Source organism: Pseudomonas sp. 5P_3.1_Bac2 (assembly GCF_025465995.1).
In the GTDB taxonomy this organism is placed as follows: Bacteria; Pseudomonadota; Gammaproteobacteria; order Pseudomonadales; family Pseudomonadaceae; genus Aquipseudomonas.
Map to the genome: position 1 here is coordinate 125,460 of NZ_JANLNY010000006.1, position 14,874 is coordinate 140,333.

The following is a 14,874-nucleotide window of genomic DNA, read 5'->3' on the forward strand; positions in this document are numbered from 1 at the left end:
ATTGCTTTAGAGCTTGCATAGAGCAGCGGGCGTAGGCCCAACTCGGAGAATAACCATGGACAAAATGCTGTACGTATCGATGACTGGGGCCCACCAGAACACCCTGGCCCAGCGTGCGCACGCCAACAACCTGGCCAACGTTTCCACCACTGGATTTCGTCGGGACTTTGAGCAGGCGCGCTCCATGCAAGTGTTCGGTGACAGTTTTCCGTCACGGGTCTATGCCATGAGCGAGCGCCCAGGCACGGATTTCACTCCGGGCTCGTTGCAAGAAACCGGGCGTGATCTCGATGTGGCCATCGGCGGCAAAGGTTGGTTAGCCGTGCAAGCGCCCGATGGCAGTGAAGCCTATGTGCGTACTGCCAGCTTGAATGTCGATGCCCTGGGCGTGCTGCGCACCGGCGATGGTTTGCCGGTTATGGGCAACGCCGGGCCGATCGCGGTGCCGCCTGAGCAAAAAATCGAGATCGGTAACGACGGCACCATCAGTATCCGCGCCTTGGGCGAAGCGCCCAACGTGCTGGCAGAAGTGGATCGCCTGAAGCTGGTCAACCCTGATCTCAAGCAAATGGAGAAGGGCACCGACGGCTTGATTCGCTACACCGGGCAAGACCCGGTGGCCGCGGATGCCACGGTGGAAATCACCTCCGGATTTTTAGAGTCGAGCAACGTCAACGCGGTGGCTGAGATGACCGCGATTCTGTCGTTGTCCCGGCAGTTTGAACTGCAAGTGAAGATGATGCGCACTGCCGAAGATGATGCGGCTGCCGTGGCCCGCGTCTTGCAAATGAGCTGATAACCAGCACGCGCCGTCGATAAACCGACGCCCGAGGAGAACCTTTATGCTTCCTGCACTGTGGGTCAGTAAAACCGGTTTGTCCGCTCAGGACATGAACCTGACCACCATTTCCAACAACTTGGCCAACGTGTCGACCACTGGCTTTAAGCGTGATCGTGCCGAGTTCCAGGACTTGCTCTACCAAATTCGTCGTCAGCCGGGCGGCCAGACCACCCAGGACAGCGAGCTGCCGTCGGGCCTGCAACTGGGCACCGGGGTGCGCATCGTCGGTACGCAGAAAGTCTTCACCGAAGGCAGTTTGCAGACCACTGATCAGCCGCTGGATCTGGCCGTTAACGGCCGTGGCTTCTTTCAGATTCTGATGCCCGATGGCACCGTTTCTTACACCCGCGATGGCACCTTCCATCTCAACTCCGATGGCCAGGTGGTGACGTCTAACGGCTACGCGCTGGAGCCGGCCATCGTGCTGCCCAACGAAGTCAGCACCTTCACCGTGGGTGAGGACGGCACGGTGTCGGTGACGACCGCCGGCAACCCGCAGCCGCAGATCGTTGGCAACTTGCAGACCGCCGACTTCATCAACCCGGCTGGGCTGGAAGCGATCGGCAACAACCTGTTCCTCGAAACCGCTGCCAGTGGCGCGCCGCAAGTGGGCACGCCGGGCTTGAACGGCCTAGGCACCACCCTGCAAAACACCTTGGAAAACTCCAACGTCAGCGTGGTGGAAGAGCTGGTCGACATGATCACCACCCAGCGTGCCTATGAGATGAACTCCAAGGTCATCTCCACCGCTGACCAGATGCTCGGCTACATCTCGCAGAACCTTTAACACCTATGGCTAGCCCCTGAATCAGGGGCGGCAATGGCATTGACGTAAGTACCGACACTGCGAGCAACGCTCCGCAGTGGCTATACCTGAGGTAATAGACATGATCCGGCTCTTCACCCTTAGCGCATTGCTCAGCTCGCTGTTGTTAAGCGGCTGTGTGGCGCCCTCGCCAAAGCCGAATGACCCCTATTACGCTCCAGTCATGCCGCGCACGCCGCTGCCGGCCGCGCAAAATAACGGCTCGATTTTCCAGGCCGGCTTTGACAATGGCCTGTTCAGTGATCGCAAGGCTTATCGGATCGGTGATGTCATCACCATCACCCTCAATGAACGCACCCAAGCCAGCAAAAACACCAACAGCCAAGTGCAAAAGGACAGCTCTGGCAGCCTCGGTGTGCCGAACCTGTTTGGCATGACGGTTGCGCCGAAGAACCCTCTGTCGGGTCTCAGTGCCTTGGGCATGACTGGCGATAAGCTGAGCCTGAGCGCTGACTACGACGCCAGTCGGGAAAACTCCGGTTCCGGCCAGGCCGGGCAGAGCAACAGCCTGACTGGCTCGATCACCGTGTCGGTGGCCGAAGTGATGCCCAACGGCATTCTGCAAGTGCGTGGCGAAAAATGGCTGACCCTGAACACGGGAGATGAGCTGGTGCGCATTTCTGGTTTGGTCCGCGCCGATGACATCTCCACCGACAACACCGTGTCATCCACCCGGGTTGCCGATGCGCGCATCACCTACTCGGGCACCGGGGCGTTCGCCGATTCGACTCAACCGGGTTGGATGAGTCGCTTCTTTATGAGCCCGCTGTGGCCGTTCTAAGGGAGCTGTCGATGAAGCTGGCTAAATACCTAATGGCATTTACTGCGCTGCTGCTGATCAATGTGGCGCAGGCGGAGCGGCTGAAAGATTTGGCCAGCATTCAGGGCGTGCGCACCAACCAGCTGATCGGTTACGGCTTGGTGGTGGGGCTCAATGGCAGTGGTGACCAAACCACGCAGACGCCATTTACCGTGCAGACCTTCAACAACATGCTGTCGCAGTTCGGTATCAAGGTGCCGGCAGGCGGCAACCTGCAATTGAAAAACGTCGCGGCGGTGTCGATTCATGCCGACCTGCCGGCCTTTGCCAAGCCCGGCCAGACCATCGACATCACCGTGTCCTCGATTGGTAACGCCAAGAGCCTGCGCGGCGGCAGCTTGCTGATGACGCCGCTCAAAGGCATCGACGGCAATATCTACGCCGTAGCCCAGGGCAACCTGGTAGTGGGCGGCTTTGATGCCGGTGGCAGCGATGGCTCGCGGATCACCGTCAACGTGCCGTCTTCCGGCCGTATCCCCGGCGGCGCCACGGTGGAGCGCCCTGTGCCGAGCGGTTTCGAGCAAGGCAACACGCTGACCTTGAACCTCAACCGCCCAGACTTCACCACGGCGAAAAACATCGTCGATCATATCAACGAGCTGCTTGGCCCAGGGGTGGCTCAAGCGCTGGATGGCGCCTCGATTCGCGTCAGCGCGCCACTCGATCCGAGCCAGCGGGTGGACTATTTGTCGATTCTGGAAAATCTCGAGGTAGAGGTGGGCCAGGCGGTGGCCAAGGTCATCATCAACTCGCGTACCGGCACCATTGTGATTGGCCAGAACGTGCGTGTGCAGCCGGCCGCGGTGACCCACGGCAGCCTCACCGTGACCATCACCGAAGACCCTATCGTCAGCCAGCCCGAGGCTCTTTCCGGCGGCCAGACTGCCGTGGTGCCACGCTCGCGGGTGAATGCCGAGCAAGAGGCCAAGCCGATGTTTAAGTTCGGCCCCGGCACCACGTTGGATGAAATTGTGCGGGCGGTGAATCAGGTCGGCGCTTCGCCTTCTGACCTGATGGCCATCTTGGAGGCGCTCAAACAAGCCGGCGCCTTACAAGCCGACCTGATTGTGATTTGAGGACTTAAGCATGGACTCCCGACTCTCCGCCGGCTTACTGGGCAGTGGCAGCAGCCCTAGTGATAGTGGCTCGGTCACCGACCTTAATCGCCTGCAGCAATTTAAGGTCGGCGGCGATAGCGAAGAGAACATCAAGAAGGTCGCTAAAGAATTCGAATCGCTGTTTATGAATGAAATGCTCAAAGCCATGCGCTCGGCCAACGAAGTGTTTGGCGAGGGCAACTTTATGAACAGCAACGAGAGCAAGACCTATCAAGACATGTACGACCAGCAGTTGTCGGTAACCCTGGCCAATAACAAAAATGGCATTGGTCTGGCCGATGTGCTGGAACGGCAGATGTCCAAACTCAAGACGCGCAGCTCGCGGCCCAATCCCTTTGCCCAGGTGGATCAGGCCAGTCCGGCGGCGCCCAGCAAGCCCCTGGCTAATGTCGATAGCAGCCGAAATGACGCGGCGCTGCTCAACCAACGGCGCCTGTCCTTACCGAGCAAGCTGACTGATCGCTTGCTCGCCGGAATTGTGCCGAACACGGGCGCCGCCGACGCCAGCAACACCGGGCAAAGCCTGGCGCAAGTCGATTGGCGTACGGCTCAAGCTTATGCCGCACCGGCCGACAAAGCCCTAAGCATCAATGGCAGCGACGCCATTACCGGCCGCCGTGTCGCCCAACCGCCCTTAGCGCCGGCGAAAGCGGCGTTTGGCTCCAAGGACGAATTTATCGCCACCATGCTGCCCATGGCGGAGCAGGCGGCGCAGAAAATTGGCGTTGATCCGCGTTATCTGGTGGCGCAAGCCGCCCTGGAAACCGGTTGGGGTAAATCGATTATTCGCCAGCAAGATGGCAGCAGCAGCCACAACTTATTCGGTATCAAGACCCATGGCGCTTGGGAGGGTGAGTCGGCCCGGGTGCTGACCACTGAGTACCAAGACGGTAAGGCCGTAAAAGAAGCCGCGTCGTTCCGTGCTTATGAATCCTATTCCCATAGTTTTGAGGATTACGTGAGCTTCTTGCAGGGCAACGATCGCTATGACAAAGCCCTGAGCAAAACCGAAAAACCTGAGCAGTTTGCCCAAGAACTGCAAAAGGCCGGTTACGCCACCGACCCTAATTACGCACGCAAAATCGCCCAGATCGCGCGGCAAATGCAAACTTATCAAACCGTGGCCGCCGCCAGCGTGCCGCCTGCGAAAGGCTGATAAACCATGGCTGACTTACTTAAAATTGGCTTGTCCGGCCTCAATGCCAATAAAACCTCGTTGGCGGTGACGGGGCACAACATCACCAACGTCAACACCCCAGGGTTTACCCGCCAGGATACGATTCAGGCAACTCAGACGCCGCAGTTCACTGGCGCCGGGTACATCGGTACGGGCACCACCCTGACTGATGTGCGGCGCATCTATAACGAGTTTCTGACCACCCAAGTGCGCAGCAGCACTGCACTCAATAGCGACGCCAGTGCCTATGAAGGGCAGATCAGCCAGCTCGACTCGCTGCTGGCTGGCGCCACCACTGGGATCAGTCCGGGCCTGCAAAAAGTCTTTGCGGCGCTGCAAACGGCTGCCGAAGATCCGGCCAACCTGCCCGCGCGGCAATTGGTACTGTCTGAGGCGCAAGGTCTGGCGAATCGCTTTAACACTGTCTATGACCGTCTCAGGGATCAAAACGCATTTGTTAATAAGCAGCTGTCGGCGGTCAGTGATCAGGTCAACCAACTAGCCGGCTCCATCGCCAAGCTCAATGATGCGATTGCCATGGCCAGTGCTACCGGCAATCCACCTAACGACTTGCTCGACTCGCGCGAGGAAGCCGTGCGGCAGCTCTCGACCTTTATTGGCGTCACCGTGGTGGCGCAGGACGACAGCAGTTACAACCTGTTTGTCGGCTCCGGGCAGCCGTTGGTGGTGGGCAACAAAGCTTCGCGAATCGAGGTGGTGCCCGGCACTAAAGACCCGCTGCGCAACGAGGTCCAGTTCGTCAGTGGCAACTCGCGGCAAAACATCACCAGCATGGTCACCGGCGGCGAGATGGGTGGTTTGATCCGCTATCGCGAAGATGTGCTCGATACCACGCTCAACTCCGTTGGCCGCCTGGCACTGTCCGTGACGGATCAGATCAACAGTCAGCTGGGGCAGGGGCTGGATCTCAATGGCGACTTTGGCAAGGGCTTGTTCCGCCAGCTTAATGATCCCGAGTTGACGGCCCAGCGCAGTCTGGCTCAGGTGGGTAACTACGACCCCACGGCCAACCTCAATGTGCTGATCCAGGACACCACTCAGCTGAGCACCAGTGACTATGAAGTAACTTTCACCGATGCCAGTAACTTCACGGTGCGGCGTCTGGATGACGGTAAGGATTTTGGCCCCTTTGATGTGGGCGCTGTGCCGCCGGCGGAGTTCGATGGCCTGTCGATCAACATCAATGCTGGCAGTGTGGTCAATGGCGATAAATTCCGCCTGATCCCTACGCGCAATGCCGCGCAGACCATCCGTGCGGACATGACTCAACCGCAGGAGCTGGCCTTTGCTGCGCCGCTGAAATCTGAGGTCAGCCCGGCCAACGTGGGCACCGGCACCATCAGCCAGCCGGTGCTCAAAAGCATCATCGATATCTACGACCCGGTGGCCAAGGCCGACTTAGAAGCCAGCCTGCGCCAACAACCGCCAGTGCGCATTGTGATGGGGCCAGAGCCTACGGTGGCCGGGGATCTGCAAAGCTTCGATGTGTATGACTCAGGCGGTAACATTCTGTTTAGCAACAGCATCACGCCAGGGCAAACCAACAACATTGAGATCACTGTGCCGGCGGATCTTGGCCCGCCTTATCTGGAGGAGTTCACGTACGCGGTGAGCATCGGTGGGCGGCCGAAAGAGGGCGATAACTTCTCGGTTTCGTTCAACACCAATGGCGTCTCGGATAACCGCAATGCCCTGCAGCTAATCGACCTGCAAAAGCGTCCCGTGGTAGGCATTAATCCACTGTCGCCGGAAACCACTGGCGCCAGCTTCACCGATGCCTATGGTGATTTGGTCGAGCGCGTTGGCACCCTGACCAGTCAGGCCCGGGTCGACACCGAAGCCAACACGGCCATCCTCAAACAGGCCACCGATAACCGCGACTCTCTGTCTGCTGTGAGCTTGGATGAAGAGGCGGCCAATCTGATCAAGTTCGAGCAGTACTACCAGGCGTCGGCACAAATCATTCAAGTTGCCCGTAGTCTGTTCGATACCCTGATTAATTCCTTCTAATGCACCGTCTGGGTTGGCATTTAGAGCTTCGAGGTTAGTTTTATGGTCATGCGCATTTCTTCGGTTCAGGCGTACAACAATGGGGTAAACGGCCTGGGTCGTAACTACTCCAATGTGATTCGTACCCAAGAACAGATCAGCAGTGGCAATCGCATTCTGACCCCAGCCGATGATCCGGTGGCCTCGGTGCGCTTGTTGCAGTTGGAGCAGCAGCAGGCAGAGTTGGGCCAGTACAAGTCCAACCTGACAGCGGCCAAGAACAGCCTGAGTCAGGAGGAGTCGACGCTCAATTCGGTCAACACCGTGTTGCAGCGCATTCGCGAATTGGCGGTACAGGCCGGTGGCGGTGCATTGTCCGCTGATGATCGCAAGTCCATCGCCAAAGAGTTGGAGGAGCGTGAAGGCGAGCTGCTCAATCTGATGAACTCGCGTAACGCCCGGGGCGAATATTTGTTTAGCGGCAACTTGGGTAAAACCGAGCCCTTTACCCGTAACCCTGATGGCACTTACTCCTATCATGGTGACGAAGGCCAGCGCAGTTTGCAGGTGGCCACCTCCAGTACGGTGGCGATCAACGACAACGGCAAGAGCCTGTTTGAAGCCGTGACCAACGCCAACCGGGTGATGGGCGACAGCGGTGTGGACAACCCCAACTTACCAATGCCGCCGCTGCAGTCCACCAGCTTTGCCGCCAAGACTGCAGCCGATCAACGTGTGTTTATCTCGCCGGGTTTGGTGCAAGACAACGAGGCGTACAACAGCCAGTTCCGCCCGGGTGAGCCGTATTCGATGGTGATGGTCACTGGCAAAGAGTTCGCCATCTACGACAAGGATGGCGTCGATGTCACCAGCGATATCGCCGGTGGCGGCCAGATCGATCCGGTGGCTACGGGCGGTAACGTCATTAACTTTCGCGGTATGCGGTTTCAGTTGGATGTCATCCTCAAAGACGGTGACAACCCCCTGGATCTAGATAACTTGCTGGCTGACAGCAACACGGTCGGCACCCCAGGGGCCCACAGCTTCACCCTGCAATCGATCCCCACTGACTTTGCCCTGACGCGCTCATCGGGCAACACTTCCTCTGCGCGACTAAGCGCCGGGGAGGTGACCAACCAAGCGGTGTTCAACAGTCAGTTTCCTACCTCCGGAGTGTTGCTGCGTTATAACGGCGCTGATTTCGAGGTCTATTCGCAGCCCTATAAGGCCGGTAATCCGGTGCTGCAAACCGCGGCGGTCACGCCCGGGCCGCCGGATACTGTCGACGTGTTAGGTGCCACCTTGCAAGTTAACGGCACCCTCGACAGTGGCGACCAGTTCAGTGTGCAGCCGCAATTCCAAGAGCAGCGCAGCATTCTCAATACCGTTAGCCGTCTGCGTCAGGCGCTGGAAGCCACCCCGGCGACAGCTAACGGTAGCTTGGCGGTGCGCGATGAGGTGGCGATTGCCTTGAGCAATCTGGACAACGGCATGGGGCAGGTGCTGGGTGTGCAAACACAGATCGGTGCGCGCCTTAATCTGATCGAAACCACGCAGACCGATAACGAAGACGTGACCTTGGTGAATAAGTCCGTGCAGGCCGATCTGCGTGAGTTGGATTACGCCGAGGCGCTGTCGCGCTTGTCGTTCCAGACCATTGTGTTGGAGGCCGCGCAGCAAAGTTATGTGAAGATCGCCAGCCTCAATTTGTTCAATAAAATGTGATGGCTTGAGCGCATAAAAAACCGCCGCAGTGCTGCACTGCGGCGGTTTTTTTTGGCCTTAACCGACCGCTGACTAGGGGCTGTAAGCCCCCGCTGCGCGGCTCTTGAGCCGCTTAATGTGGCCGAACTAAGTGCTTAAGTTGCTCCTCAAGGTTGCGTACCAGGCGAGGAGTGTCGAATAACACACCCTCTGCGCGTACTGCTTGTAAGCGTGTGCGCAGCTCTTGCAAGGTGCTTGGGCTATGCGCCAGAGCCACGGCCTGTTCCTCATAGCTGGCCAGGTCATAGGTGATCAGCTCGGGCAGCTCTGCTGCCGTGAGCAGGGCGCCAGCCATGCGTGAGGCGAAGGTTTGGCCGCTGCGGGTGAGCACCGGCAGCCCCATCCACAGCGCATCATTGGCGGTGGTGCCGGCGTTGAAGGGGTAGGTGTCGAGGAATAGATCAGCCACCGCAAAGCGCGCCAAATAATCCTCAGGCGAGACTCGCTGGGCAAAAATCAGCCGCGCCATATCAATGCCGAAGCCTTGGGCCTGGGCGATTAAATTAGCCTGCGCCCAGGGGTTATCCGAGAGCAGCCAGAGCACCGAATTAGGCGTGCGCTGCAAGATGCGCATCCAGCAATGGAACATCTGCTCAGTGAACTTGTAGTTATTGTTGAACGAGCAGAACACCACGGCGTCTTCCGGCAAGTTGCAGCTGCTGCGGCTGGGCGGCGCGGATGCTTGCCGTTGGCGGTCGCTGGCCTGGTAGACATCCGGCAGGTAGAGCGGTTTTTCCGAATAGAACTGCGTTTGATCTTCGGGGATCAGAAATTTGTCGGCGATCACGTAATCAATCGACGGTAAGCCTGTGGTGGCCGGTAAGCCTAGGTAGGTGAGCTGTACTGGCGCCGGACGCAAGGCCAGTATGTAAGGGCGAGCGCCGAGGGTTTGCCCTTGCAGGTCGATGAGGATGTCAATTTCATGCGCGCGGATCAGTTGCGCGGCAGCTTCATCGCTTAAGTGATGGATGCGCTCGAAATGATCCATGGCCTTGATCACGCGTTGGCGTAAGGCCGAGCCGTCTTCATGGCTCCAGTCGAAGCCATATACCTCAAACTGCTCGCGATTGTGCAGCTCAAACAACTCCACGGTCAGCTTGGCCACCGGGTGCAGACAGAAGTCGGAGGAGCAGTAGGCAATGCGCAGCTTTTTGTGTTTATACGGCTTATCCGGCGCCAACTTATGCGCAGGCGTGCTCAGCTTATTGCGCACGTACTGCTGGGCGGCCGCCAGTTGCTCCTGCGGGTCTTCGGAAATACTGATCATGGCCAGGGCCGAGGTGTACTCGCGCTGCATGGCTTCGGGCAAACCGGGTAGGGGCTCATACACGGGCCACAGACACTGTTTCGCGCGCAGGAACACCCAGTGGTGAATCACATCCGGCTGGTTGGGTTCCAGCTGCAGGCTCTTGGTTAAGGCGTTGAGCGCATCGGCAAAGCGGTTTTGTTCTTCGTAATGCCGGCCTAGGTTGTTCAGCGCCATCAATAAAAACGGTCGTTGTTCGGCGTCATCCGCGCGGGCGTGGGTTTCCAGCCATTGCCACTGGGCGGTAGCGATATCGTGCTGGCCCAGACGCTCGTGTACCAAACCCAGGTTAAAGCGCGGCTGCAAGAAGTTTGGGTCCAAGCGCAAGGCGTGGTTATACACCTCACCGGCACCGGCGTAATCGCCTTCACTGAACAGAATCACCCCAAGGTTGAACAAGGCCAGATGGTCGTGAGTGGTGCGGTTGCGCTTGAGCCAGGTTTGGTACAGCACCGCGGCCAGAGGAGCCTGCTGTTGGGCGCTGAGTTGGTTGCACAGGTCGAACAGTTGTAGCAGGCCCAGCTCCCCATTCCAGGCCTGTAAGGTGGCTTGGGCAAAGTCCACGGGGGCGGGTTGCGGCTGAGTAGTGTGTTTGGCCATATAGGTGCAGTCCAACAGATTACAGATGATAAAAAGCCGGATGATCCTAGGATCATCCGGCTTACCGGCCTATTAAATTAAGGTGTAGTCAAGCTGGCATAGTCCGTTGCAGAGAGAATCTCTTGGAGGAAGCCTTTCTGTTCGGCGGACAGTTTATCGATAGTCAACTGCCCCAGTTGCGTTACGTTCAGCGCTTCGAGCTGATCGTTGGACAGGGCCTGTGCTTGAGTACTGCTGATTGCCGCGAGATTGGTGGCGTCAAGGCCTTCCAACTGTTCGCGTGTCAGTTCAGCAATGTTGGCGCTGCTGATATTGGCCACGCCGCCCGCCAGGTCGTTGAGCTGTGCTGTGCTAAGCGCACGGGTTTGGCTGCCAGTCATCGCGCCAATCTGGCCGGCACTCAGATAGCCCATCTGATCTGAAGTCAACGCCGCGATCTGTTCATTTTGCAGGGTACTGAAGTTGGTACCACTGATTGCGCCTAGTTGTTCATCGCTCAGAGCTGCCACTTGGGCCGTGGTCAGGCCCCGCAATTGGGTACTGCTCAGGGCGGCAATTTGTCCTGATTCAAGTCCTTTGGTTGCATCACTAACGCCGGCTACGCCCAAGGCGGCGATCTGCTCCACCAGCAATTGGTTAACTTTGGTATCTAGATTGCGCAGCAGCGAGTCGTTGGCGTCAGTCAGGGTGGTGAGCAGTTGGCTATTCGTTAGTGCAGTCAACTGATTATTGCTGAGCCCCGCAACCTGGCCGGTTTTCAGCGCGGCAATGGACTCGGTGGTTAATCCTGCCACCTGCTCTAGTGAAAGGTCTTGAATGTCGTTGCCGGTGAGTTTTTTCACCACTGCGCCCACCTGTACGGCAGACAGCGCTTGTACCTGATCCGAGGTCAAGCCCTTAACTTGGCTGTAAGTCATATTAGCCAGCTGAGTGGTGCTCATGCCTTGGATTTGCTCAACGGAGAAGTCGTTAGCATTCGCTGCGGCTAAGTCTTCAATGATGCCCAGTTGAGTGTTATCGAGGACGCGCAATTGGCTTTGGCTGAAACTCCTCACCTGTTCATTAGTCAGGCTGAGCAGTTGATCAGTATTAAGGGCTTTGACCTGCGTCGTGCTGAGCTGGCCAATCTGATCGGTGGAGAGCTTGTTCAGCACGCTACCTAACTGATCGTTATCCATCGCGCGCAATTGGCTGTTATTCAGGCCTTGCACTTGATCCTTGCTTAAGAAGCTCAGTTGATCCGAGCCCAGTGTTTTGACTTGTGTGGTGCTCAGGCTTCTGAGGTCCTGAGTCTCAAAGCTGGCGATTTGACCGCCATTGAGATTAGCCAGTTGGGCGGTGGTCAGCGCAGCACTTTGCTGCTCAGACAGAGCGCTAATTTGGCCGTACGAAAGTAGTGCCGCCTGCGCAGTGGTCAAGGCTCGAATCTGGCTGGTGCTTAGCGCAGCAATGCCGGCAGTACCGCCGATCGAGGCCAACTGACCGTCACTGAGGGCCGCGATGTGCTTGCTTTGCAAGCGATTGAGGCCTTCATCTAAATCTTCTTGCTCAAGTGCCTTCACTTGATCAGCGGTCAACGCGTTGAACTGCAAATTGCTTAAATTTTTAACCTGATCACTGGTCAGGTTGCGTATTTGCTCAGTCGACAGTCCACTGATCTGCGTGGTGTTAAGAGCGGCCAGGGCATCGCTCTTAAGATTGTTGAGGGCTTCTTTGGAGAGTTGATTCAATTTGGTGGCTGTCAGGGCGCTCAGTTGTGTGCTCGAGAGCGCCTGTGACTGGGTGGAGCTCAGGGCGGCGATTTGGCTCTCAGTCAGAGAGCCGACCTGGCCTTTGGTCAGCACGGCAATTTTATCGGTGCTTAGACTTTTCACCTGGTCTTCGGTCAGCGCGGCGATCTGGCTGGTTTGCAGCTTGCTGCTCAGGCTGTTGATGTCATTGGCTTCCAGTGCCTGAATTTGCGCCGTGCTCAAGGTTTTCACCGCGCTAGCGCTGAGTTTGGCGGCCTGATCGTCGGTCAGGCTGGTGATTTGTTCTGCGCTTAAGGCAGCAATCTGCGCCGTGCTCATGCTGGCAATGGCCGCAGTGGACAGGGCCGCAATCTGCTCGCCACTGAGCACTTTGATGCCTTTGGTATCGGCGCTTAAGGCCTTAACTTGGGCTGCGCTCATGCTCGCCAGCTGCTCGGTTTTCAAGGCGCCAAGCTGTTCGGTGCTTAGGGCGCCAATCTGGGCGGTGGTCAGCGCTTTGAATTGAGCGGTGGTCAGCGACTGCAGTTGGTCGGTGCTGAGAGCAGCGATCTGGTTGGCCTTGAAGGTGCTGGCCAGCTTGCCTACGGCCTCGTAAGTCATTACCCCGATTTGTTCATCTGTAAGGCTCTGCGCGGTTTTGCTGGTTAGCTTACTGATTTGCCCCGCAGAGAGACTTTGAATTTGAGCGGTCGTCATCGTGGCGATTTGATCAAGCTGTATGCCAACGATTGCCGCTGTAGATAACGAGGAGACTTGATCCTTGGTCAGAGCACTAATATTGCCAGTGCCCAACGCTTTAACCTGAGCGGAGGTTAAGGCGGCAGTTTGCTGAGTGCTCAGGCTCGCAATCTTGTCGGAACTTAGGCTGGAGATTTGAGCCGTGGTAAGCGAGCTGATGGCCGATGCTGACAAAGACGATAATTGGTCGGCGCTCAGTGCGCCGATGCCGACATCGCCCAAAGACTTGATTTGCGCAGTGCTCATCACCCCCAGTTGCTCAGCGCTCAAGGAGCCTAACTGAGAGGTTGTCAGCTTGCTGACTTGGGCGGTGGTCATGGCTTTGATCGCACTCGTGCTCAGTGCGCCAACTTGGTCAGGGGTCAAGGCGGCAATGCGGTCTGTTTTCAGAGCGCTGATTTGTGACGGCAGCAGGGCAGAAAGTTGTTCCTGGGACAGGCTGCTCACTTGGCTGCTGCTAATGGCGCCAATTTGCAGCGTGTTCATCATGCTCAAGCTTTGCGCCGACAGCGAGGACACTTGCTCCGCGCTCATAGCATTGATTTGCGCGGTGGTTAATGAACGAGCTTGCATGGCCGTCAGGCTGCGGATTTGGCTCTCATCCAGCGCTTGAATCTGTGAGGTCTTCAGTGCCTTAACCTGGGTGCCGGTGAGTGCCCCCAGTTGATCTACCCCCAGGCCTTGTAACTGATCGGTGGTTAAGCCGGCGATTTGCTTAGTGCTCAGGCTGGCCACTTGCGAGGAGCCGAGAATATCGATGGCATCCAGTTGCCCAGGTTTAAGGGCCTGCACCTGGGCGGAGGTCAAAGCTGCAACCTGTTCACTTTTCATCGAGCGCAGTTGCTCAATACTGAGCTCACCGATTTGTTTGGTCGACAGTTTCTGGATCTGTCCGGTGGTCAGGACATTAACCGCATCCAGTTGCCCAGCCGTCAGCGCCTGCACTTGGGCGGTGGTTAGGGCAGCAGCCGTGTCATCGACTTCTAACTTACGCAATTGCTCGGCGCTGAGTGCGGCCAACTGTTGGGCGGTCAGCGCCTGCGTTTTGACAGTGTCGGAGCCGATGGCTCCTACTTGTTCGTAGGTCAGACTGGCGATTTGCGCGGTGGTTAAGGTGCGCAGTTGCGAGGTGTTGAAGTTGCTGATTTGCCCGGAGGATAGGCCGTATTCAATTTGATAGGCCGAGAACGCTTTGATCTGCGCGGTATTGAGATGAACGATGACGCCTTCATCAATCGAGCTTACTTGCTCGGCCGAGAGGACTTCGATCTGCTGCGCAGTTAAGGTTTTAATCGCAGCCGAATCAGCCGATTTAATCTGATCTGTGGTGAGGGCAGCTACTTGATCAAGGGTGTAAGACTTAAAACTAGTGATGGCGGTCATGGTGCTGCCCTCTGTCGTATCTAGATCAATGACGCCCAGTAGTTATTTTAGTGAGTCTGGGGTCACGTAAGTTTTGCCCACCGTCCAGCAGGCTCTGTCTGTAAGCAGGTCGGCGCTTCGTCGAACAACTTTAGCGCAATTAGATCAAATAGTGGCAAATAGCTATATTGATTAGCCTGCTATGTAACAACTGCATTCTTATTAGCCGCTCTAAATCGGGCTTTTGGCTTGGTCTGTATCTTTTGGATGTCACTTTGTGTCCCGATGGAATTTTTAGAAGAGTCGTGCTTCATCGTCTGAGAAGTTCTAGACAGCATCGAGGTGGCTGCTGAGAGGCACGTAATCCGCGGGGTTGCCTTGGCTGGGGGGCTTAAAGACAGCGTCGGCTGCAGGTGTGGGTATATGTATGAAGGGTTACGATAGTTTTAATCGTAATTTTGAGATGCATCACATTCTTCGGTTGTTTTTTATTAATCGGTGTTGTGTGGGGGAGGGCGGGGTTGCGCCCATTAAGTTTATGAAAGTTGTAGTTGTTCAATA

The 14,874-nt window shown here is 57.1% G+C and carries 9 protein-coding genes; 7 read left to right on the forward strand and 2 right to left on the reverse strand.

Features of this window, described 5'->3' with window-relative positions; genetic code table 11:
* Positions 1-55: 55 nt before the first annotated feature.
* The 7 genes from NTD81_RS04980 to NTD81_RS05010 all read left to right on the forward strand — a co-directional run bounded on the left by NTD81_RS04980 (position 56) and on the right by NTD81_RS05010 (position 8,517).
* Complete coding sequence (locus NTD81_RS04980) at positions 56-796, forward strand: flagellar basal body rod protein FlgF (RefSeq protein ID WP_262180095.1); 741 nt, start codon at positions 56-58, stop codon at positions 794-796.
* Positions 797-842: 46 nt separating this feature from the next.
* Positions 843-1,628 carry a flagellar basal-body rod protein FlgG gene (flgG, locus tag NTD81_RS04985; RefSeq protein WP_262180097.1) on the forward strand — a complete coding sequence of 262 codons (786 nt, stop codon included), beginning with the start codon at positions 843-845 and terminating at the stop codon, positions 1,626-1,628.
* A gap of 100 nt (positions 1,629-1,728) precedes the next feature.
* A complete protein-coding gene (flgH, locus tag NTD81_RS04990; RefSeq protein ID WP_262180100.1) occupies positions 1,729-2,448 on the forward strand; it encodes a flagellar basal body L-ring protein FlgH in 720 nt (239 codons plus the stop codon).
* Positions 2,449-2,459: 11 nt separating this feature from the next.
* On the forward strand, positions 2,460-3,563 hold the full coding sequence (locus NTD81_RS04995; protein ID WP_262180102.1) for a flagellar basal body P-ring protein FlgI: 1,104 nt from the start codon (positions 2,460-2,462) through the stop codon (positions 3,561-3,563).
* Between the two features lie 10 nt (positions 3,564-3,573).
* Positions 3,574-4,761 (forward strand): flagellar assembly peptidoglycan hydrolase FlgJ, encoded by a 1,188-nt coding sequence (gene flgJ, locus NTD81_RS05000; protein WP_262180105.1) that lies wholly within the window; start codon positions 3,574-3,576, stop codon positions 4,759-4,761.
* A gap of 6 nt (positions 4,762-4,767) precedes the next feature.
* Positions 4,768-6,813, forward strand: coding sequence for a flagellar hook-associated protein FlgK (gene flgK / locus NTD81_RS05005; RefSeq protein ID WP_262180107.1), 2,046 nt, complete (start codon positions 4,768-4,770; stop codon positions 6,811-6,813).
* 42 nt (positions 6,814-6,855) lie between these two features.
* Entirely contained in the window at positions 6,856-8,517 is a 1,662-nt protein-coding gene (locus NTD81_RS05010) for a flagellar hook-associated protein 3 (protein WP_262180109.1), read from the forward strand.
* Positions 8,518-8,629: 112 nt separating this feature from the next.
* Here NTD81_RS05010 and NTD81_RS05015 read toward each other — a convergent pair whose 3' ends face one another.
* Together NTD81_RS05015 and NTD81_RS05020 are read right to left on the reverse strand one after the other, a co-directional pair.
* Positions 8,630-10,462, reverse strand: a complete 1,833-nt coding sequence (locus NTD81_RS05015) for a tetratricopeptide repeat protein (RefSeq protein WP_262180112.1) — start codon at positions 10,460-10,462, stop codon at positions 8,630-8,632.
* A gap of 77 nt (positions 10,463-10,539) precedes the next feature.
* Positions 10,540-14,334 (reverse strand): hypothetical protein, encoded by a 3,795-nt coding sequence (locus NTD81_RS05020; protein WP_262180114.1) that lies wholly within the window; start codon positions 14,332-14,334, stop codon positions 10,540-10,542.
* Positions 14,335-14,874 lie beyond the last annotated feature (540 nt).